The organism is Caballeronia sp. (genome assembly GCF_049581465.1).
Classification (GTDB): domain Bacteria; phylum Pseudomonadota; class Gammaproteobacteria; order Burkholderiales; family Burkholderiaceae; genus Caballeronia.
The window spans coordinates 1-6,990 of sequence record NZ_JBAUSA010001330.1 but is presented as its reverse complement, the minus strand read 5'-3'; the positions used below and the strand labels follow the sequence as shown (position 1 = coordinate 6,990).

The 6,990-nt window shown below is 61.7% G+C and carries 7 protein-coding genes; 6 read left to right on the top strand and 1 reads right to left on the bottom strand.

Annotated elements, in window-relative coordinates:
- The first annotated feature begins 208 nt into the window (after positions 1-208).
- The 6 genes from WCA53_RS32130 (at position 209) to WCA53_RS32105 (ending at position 6,356) form a co-directional block, all read left to right on the top strand.
- Complete coding sequence (locus tag WCA53_RS32130) at positions 209-976, top strand: class II aldolase/adducin family protein (protein WP_423921300.1); 768 nt, start codon at positions 209-211, stop codon at positions 974-976.
- Between the two features lie 33 nt (positions 977-1,009).
- On the top strand, positions 1,010-2,029 hold the full coding sequence (locus WCA53_RS32125; RefSeq protein WP_423921297.1) for a 2-dehydropantoate 2-reductase: 1,020 nt from the start codon (positions 1,010-1,012) through the stop codon (positions 2,027-2,029).
- A 185-nt stretch (positions 2,030-2,214) separates the two neighbouring features.
- Complete coding sequence (locus WCA53_RS32120; RefSeq protein ID WP_423921293.1) at positions 2,215-2,967, top strand: SDR family NAD(P)-dependent oxidoreductase; 753 nt, start codon at positions 2,215-2,217, stop codon at positions 2,965-2,967.
- Positions 2,968-3,031: 64 nt separating this feature from the next.
- A complete protein-coding gene (locus tag WCA53_RS32115; RefSeq protein ID WP_423921288.1) occupies positions 3,032-4,351 on the top strand; it encodes an MFS transporter in 1,320 nt (439 codons plus the stop codon).
- A gap of 35 nt (positions 4,352-4,386) precedes the next feature.
- Entirely contained in the window at positions 4,387-5,565 is a 1,179-nt protein-coding gene (gene rhmD / locus WCA53_RS32110; protein ID WP_423921285.1) for an L-rhamnonate dehydratase, read from the top strand.
- 8 nt (positions 5,566-5,573) lie between these two features.
- Positions 5,574-6,356 carry an SDR family NAD(P)-dependent oxidoreductase gene (locus WCA53_RS32105; RefSeq protein WP_423921282.1) on the top strand — a complete coding sequence of 261 codons (783 nt, stop codon included), beginning with the start codon at positions 5,574-5,576 and terminating at the stop codon, positions 6,354-6,356.
- Here WCA53_RS32105 and WCA53_RS32100 read toward each other — a convergent pair.
- Positions 6,343-6,990, bottom strand: a 648-nt coding sequence (locus tag WCA53_RS32100) for a LysR substrate-binding domain-containing protein (RefSeq protein ID WP_423921279.1), incomplete at its 5' end; no start/stop codon positions are given. The two genes, WCA53_RS32105 and WCA53_RS32100, sit on opposite strands and share 14 nt — an antisense overlap.

Genomic DNA, 6,990 nt, shown 5'->3' with positions numbered 1-6,990 from the left:
GCGCGTCGACCTGTCGGGTATCGGACAGATTTTAGGCGGGTTTGCGAACATCATGTGGACTCGCATCTGACGCGCAATGACCTTGGCCCTTGACCCTTGACGGCACCAACCGCAGCGCGTTGCGTTGCACCACGGACCGAGTGCGCGACACGCTGCGTGTTGCCTCACATTCTTCCATCGCTTGAATCATCAAATAAGGAGTGCCGACGTGAGCTCATCTCATCCTGGTCTGAAGAACGACGTATCGCCTGCCGAATGGGAAGCGCGAGTCAATCTCGCAGCGGCATACCGCCTCACCGCGCTGTTTGGCTGGGACGACCTGGTGTTTACCCATATCTCGGCGCGCGTGCCCGGCCCAGAGCACCATTTCCTGATCAACCCGTACGGCATGATGTTCGACGAGATCACGGCTTCCTCGCTGGTCAAGATCGATCTCGACGGCCGCAAGGTTTCCGAGTCCCTGTATGACGTCAATCCGGCCGGCTTTACGATCCATAGCGCCGTGCATGCAGCGCGCGAAGACGCCCATTGCGTGATGCACGTCCACTCGGTCAACGGCGTGGCGGTGTCGGCGCAGGAAGGCGGGTTGCTGCCGCTATCACAGCAGTCGCTGGGTGTGCTGGCGTCCCTCGGGTATCACGACTACGAGGGGATCGCACTCAATGAGGGCGAGAAGCCTCGCCTCGTCAGCGACCTTGGAAGCAACACGTACCTGATGCTGCGCAACCATGGCTTGCTGACCGTGGGCGCCGCGCCGGCGGACGCCTTCGTCGCGATGTACTTCTTCGAAGCGGCCTGCATGATCCAGGTGCGTGCCCAGGCGGGCGGCGGAAAACTGATCCCCATTGCGCGGCCGATTCTCGACGGCATCAAGCAGCAGATCAGGGATGCGACGCGGGGTGCCGGTGCAGGGGCGTTGGTGTGGCCCGGGCTGCTCCGCCGACTCGACCGCCGGAACCCCGGCTATGCGGATTAATGGCGTAATTAGGTAAGTCACTTGAGAGACAGTATGGCAAAGATCTGTATCTACGGCGCGGGTTCCATTGGCTGCTATATCGGCGGACGGCTGCTCGCAGCGGGAAGCGAGGTTAGTTTTGTCGGGCGTGCGCGCATGGGCGAACAGTTGCGCAGTCGAGGCATCGCGCTTTCGCACTACGACGATCGCCACTGGCACGTGCCTCCAGAGCGGATCGACGTGTCGACGGACGCGGCGACCGCCGCCGCAGCCGATCTCGTGTTGGTGACCGTCAAGTCTGCTGCGACCTCTACGGCTGCGGCAGAACTGGCGAACGTGCTTCGCCCGGGCGCGATCGTCGTGAGCTTCCAGAACGGAGTCGGCAACGCGGACGTGCTGCGCGCCGCGCTGCCAAACAACGCGGTGCTGGAGGGCATGGTGCCGTTCAATGTGATCGAATGCGCCCCCGGCGCATTTCATCAGGGTACGGCGGGTGAACTGGAGCTCAGGCATACGCCTGCGTTGCGGCCGTTCGTCGATGAGTTTAAAAAAGCGGGTCTGCCGCTGACCCAGCACGCCGACATGTTGCCGGTGCAGTGGGCGAAGCTGCTGCTCAATCTCAACAACGCCATCAACGCGCTATCGAACCGGCCTTTGAAGGAGGAGCTCTCACAGCGTGCGTACCGCGTTTGCCTCGCCATGGCACAGAAAGAGGCGCTTGCGCTTTTGAAGCAGGCCAGCATACGGCCAGCCAGAGTAACGCCGCTTCCGGCCACCTGGATACCGCGTGTTCTCGCTGTACCCGATGCATGGTTCGAACGGCTGGGCCGCGCGATGCTTACCATCGATCCACGCGCGCGCTCGTCGATGTCCGATGACCTGGCGGCGGGACGCGCCACGGAAATCGACTGGATAAATGGTGAGGTTGTGCGGCTTGCCCAACGCCTCGGGAAAACCGCGCCGGTAAACGCACGGCTATGCGAACTCGTGCGGGAAGCCGAGCGAAGCGCCGAGCGTCCTTCATGGTCGGGCGAAGCATTGCTGGCTCAGATGCGGGCTGCGGCACGTGCCTAGCAGGTGCCACTTAGGCACGGCATGCCTTAAGCCAACCAACAAAGCCGGCTCACCGCTGGCGATTCGCTTTCGTTATCGGTCCATCGGATAGTCGGATTGTTCTGCTATGACCTGGGCTTTATAGTTGTCTCACAAGCGGCATCGACCCGGTTGCCGGCGCGAATAGACGAACGCAAGGAGACAGCATGAACCAGATCGATCTGGCAGGACGGACGGTGGTGATCACAGGCGGCGCACGCGGTATCGGCTACGCGGTAGCGGAACGCGCGCTCGCGTCAGGCGGGGAAGTCGCGCTGTGGGATATCGATGCGGAACGGCTCGAACGCGCGCGCGGCGAACTAGCCAAAGGCGGCAAGGTCAGTGTGGCGGTGGTCGAACTAACCGACGAGGCGTCGGTCGAGAAGGCCACGCAGCAAGCCCTCGAAACCCATCGCAAGATCGACGTGCTGATCAATTGCGCCGGGATTACGGGCGGCAACGGCACGACCTGGGAACTGGCGCCCGACGTATGGCGTCGCGTGATCGACGTGAACCTGATTGGCCCCTACCTGACCTGTCGCGCAGTGGTTCCGCACATGCTCAAGGAAGGCTACGGGAGGATCGTCAATATTGCTTCGGTGGCCGGCAAGGAAGGCAATCCGAACGCGTCGCACTATAGCGCTTCGAAGGCCGGCCTGATTGGCCTGACGAAGTCGCTCGGCAAGGAACTCGCTACGCGCGGCATTCTGGTTAACGCGGTGACGCCTGCCGCTGCCAAGACGGAAATCTTCGACTCCATGTCGCAACAGCACATCGACTATATGTTGTCGAAGATCCCGATGAACCGTTTCCTCATGCCGGAAGAAGCGGCTTCGCTGATCCTGTGGCTGAGTTCGGAAGACTGTGCGTTCAGCACGGCGTCGGTGTTCGATTTGTCGGGTGGCCGGGCGACGTATTAGGGTTCTTCGCTACACAAAGTAATCCCCGTCACGCCCCGCACATAATAAATATCCGGAGACAAGCATGAGCGATTCCGCCGCGGCGGAGGACGTCGTCACATCTAAAGTGATGCGTCATCTGCTGCCGTTCCTGCTGCTGATGTACATGCTGGCGTTTCTCGATCGCGCGAATATCGGCTTTGCGCAGAAAGCGCTGCAACACGACACGGGGTTATCGGATGCCGCTTTTGCGTTCGGCGCAGGCGTGTTCTTCGTAGGCTATGCGCTGTTCGAGGTGCCCAGCAACCTGTTGCTTCATCGCGTGGGCGCCAAGCTCTGGATGTGCCGGATCATGGTGACGTGGGGACTGGTTTCCGCTGCGATGGCGTTCGCGCACACGGCCACGATGTTCTACGTGCTGCGCTTCGCGCTCGGCGTGGCGGAAGCCGGCTTCTTTCCTGGGATCGTCTATTTCCTCACGCGCTGGTTTCCGCAATCTTCGCGAGGTCGTGCACTCGGCGTGTTCTATTTCGGCGCACCGCTGGCGTTTATTTTCGGCAGTCCGATGTCCGGCGCATTGCTCGATCTGCACGGCGCATTGGGTTTTGCCGGATGGCAATGGCTGTTTCTCGTGGAAGGGTTGCTTGCCTCGATCGTCGGTGTATGGGCTTTCTGGTATCTCGACAATGGGCCGGCCAATGCACGCTGGCTCGATGCAGGGCAAAGGGAATTGCTGGTCGCCCGGCTTGCTCGCGACGCACAACATGCGTCGTCGCATGGACCTCGCAGCGTGTTCGCTGCGCTGATCGATCCACGGGTGCTGGTCCTGTCGATGGTGTATTTCCTGCTGCAAATGTCCGTGTATGGCGTGATCTTCTACCTGCCGCAGCAAGTGGCCGGGTTGCTTGGGACGCACGTTGGCGCGAAGGTTGGCTTCGTCACCGCAATCCCGTGGCTATGTGCGGTGCTCGTGACGTGGCTCGTTCCTCGGTATGCGGATCGGCATGGCCGGCATCAGTGGCTCGCCGTCATCATGCTGGTGGTTGCCGGCGCGGGCATCGCCATATCGGGGCTGGCAAGCCAGCCGCTCGTCTCGCTGATCGCGCTGTGCTTTGCGGCAAGCGGGCTGATTGCTGCACAACCCTTGTTCTGGACCTTCCCCACGCACTATCTCACTGGCGCGGCGGCGGCCGGCGCTATCGCGCTCATCAACTCGCTCGGCGGACTCGGCGGCTTTGTGGCGCCGATGGTGCGCACGAGCGCCGAGCGCATCTACGCATCGACGAGTGCGGGCCTCGTGCTGCTCGGGCTCGTTGCCGTGCTCGCGGCGATCGCAATTGCCGTGTTCGTGCGGCCTGCAGCTTCTTTCCCTTACACGCATGGCAAACCCGCCAAAACGTCCTGATTAACAGAATATTCGAACCTCAACGGAGTCCGATCATGTCCATGCCAACCATTCGCCACATCCGCGCGTTCACTGTTCGTGGCGGCGGCGCCGACTATCATGACCAGGGCGCCGATCACTGGATCGACGACCATATTTCCACGCCGATGGCGCGCTATCCCGAGTATCGCCAGAGCCGCCAGTCCTTCGGCATCAACGTGCTGGGCTCGCTGGTCGTCGAGATCGAAGCGAGCGACGGCACGGTCGGTTTCGCGGTCACCACGGGCGGCGAAATCGGCGCGTTTATCGTGGAAAAGCATCTTGCGCGATTCATCGAAGGGCAGCGCGTGACGGACATCGAGAAGATGTGGGACCAGATGTATTTCGCCACGCTCTACTACGGGCGCAAGGGCGTGGTGCTGAACGCCATTTCGGGCGTCGATCTCGCGCTCTGGGATCTGCTGGCGAAGGTGCGCAAGGAACCGGTATTTCATCTGCTCGGCGGACCCGTGCGCGATGAATTGCAGTTTTACGCGACGGGCGCGCGTCCCGATCTTGCCAAGGAGATGGGGTTTATCGGCGGGAAAATGCCCTTGCAGCACGGACCGGCAGAAGGCGAGGAAGGACTCGCGAAGAACATCGCGAAACTCGCCGACATGCGCTCGAAAGTCGGCGACGACTTCTGGCTGATGCTCGATTGCTGGATGAGCCTCGACCTGAACTACGCCACTCGCCTCGCGCATGCGGCGAAGGAGCATGGCCTGAAGTGGATTGAAGAAGCGCTGCCGCCCGATGATTATTGGGGTTACGCCGAACTGCGGCGCTCGGTGCCACGCGGCATGATGGTGACGACCGGCGAGCACGAAGCCACGCGCTGGGGCTTTCGCATGCTGTTCGAAATGGGCTGTGCGGACCTGGTGCAACCGGACGTGGGCTGGTGCGGCGGTATTACGGAACTGATCAAGATATCGGCGCTTGCCGATGCACACAACGTTCTTGTCGTGCCGCATGGTTCTTCGGTGTATAGCTATCACTTCGTGGTGACGCGACACAACTCGCCGTTCGCCGAGTTTCTCATGATGGCGCCGAAGGCCGACGAAGTCGTGCCCATGTTCAACCCGCTTCTGCTCGACGAACCCGTGCCGGTCAACGGGCGCATGAAAGTCCCCGAAACGCCGGGATTCGGCGTACGGCTCAATCCGGAATGCGCGCTCGCGCGTCCTTACACACACTGAGGTTTGCCGTGCTGCTTGAAAATAAAGTAGTCATCGTCACGGGCGGGTCAAGAGGCATCGGCCGCGCGATCGCCGTGGCGTGCGCGAAGGAAGGCGCGGATGTCGTGCTGAACTACTGGGGCGACAACGATCGCTCGTACGGCCGGTTATCGGCCGTCGAAGAGGTCACGGGCGAGATCAGGGCGCTCGGCCGAGGCGTGATCGCGGTCGAGGGCAATGTGGCGCAACGCGAGACGGGACTGGAGCTGGTCAGGCAGGCGGTCGAAGCATTCGGCCATGTCGATGTGCTCGCAAGCAACGCAGGCATATGTCCGTTCCACGCGTTCCTCGATATGCCCGCGTCAGTGTACGAAGCCACGATAGGCGTCAACCTGAACGGCGCGTTCTATGTCACGCAGGCGGTCGCCAACCAGATGAAGGTGCAAGGCACAGGCGGTGCAATCGTCGCGACGAGTTCGATCAGCGCGCTGGTGGGTGGGGGCATGCAGACGCATTACACGCCGACGAAAGCGGGGGTTCATTCGCTGATGCAGTCATGCGCGATCGCACTTGGACCTTACGGCATCCGATGCAATTCGGTCATGCCCGGCACGATCGCGACGGACCTGAACGCGGAAGATCTCGCCGATGCGGACAAGCGCGCGTACATGGAAAAACGCATTCCGCTGGGACGGCTGGGCGACCCCGACGACGTGGCGCAATGCGTCACGTTCCTGGCATCCGATCGCGCAAGGTATGTGACGGGCGCATCGCTGCTGGTCGATGGCGGCTTGTTCGTCAACCTGCAATGAGCGAGCTTGCTGAATACTTGCGCAGCAGCGCGATGCAGTATTCAGCGGGCTCGCTGAGCGTTTCATGCTTGCGCCTGAGCAGGCCGAAACCTGAGAGACTCTTGCCGATTTCTATGGGCAGTTCCACGAGCAGTTGCGCGCGCAAGTAATCGCGCACGACGGACTCGGGTAGCATCGCGACGGCGTCGCAATTTTGAAGCAGTTGCAGTGTGGCGAAGATCGATGCGCACTCCACCACGTTTGACGGCGATGTCAGTTTCGCGCTCGCCAGTTCTTCTTCGAACAAGGCCCGCGCGGGACTGGTGATCGGTTGCAGTATCCATGGCCACGAGATCAACGCGTCGAGCGTCATCGATTTTTCGCGCGCGAGCGGATGCACCGCGCGCACGACGAGTCGCATGGCCTCGCGCGAAAGCGGTTCGAAGTCGAAGTCATTGTGTTGAAGCGGCGTGGTCAGGCGGCCCAGCGCGAGATCCACTTCCCGGCGATGCAGCAATTGCACCACCTGGTCGCTTGTCTCGCCAAGGATCCGCACGTTGAGCAGCGGGCGTTCGCTTTTCAATTCGGCGATCGCCATGGCAAGCACGTCGGGCGCGGCGCCCATGATCGCGCCGACGGTCAGCTGGCCGTGGCC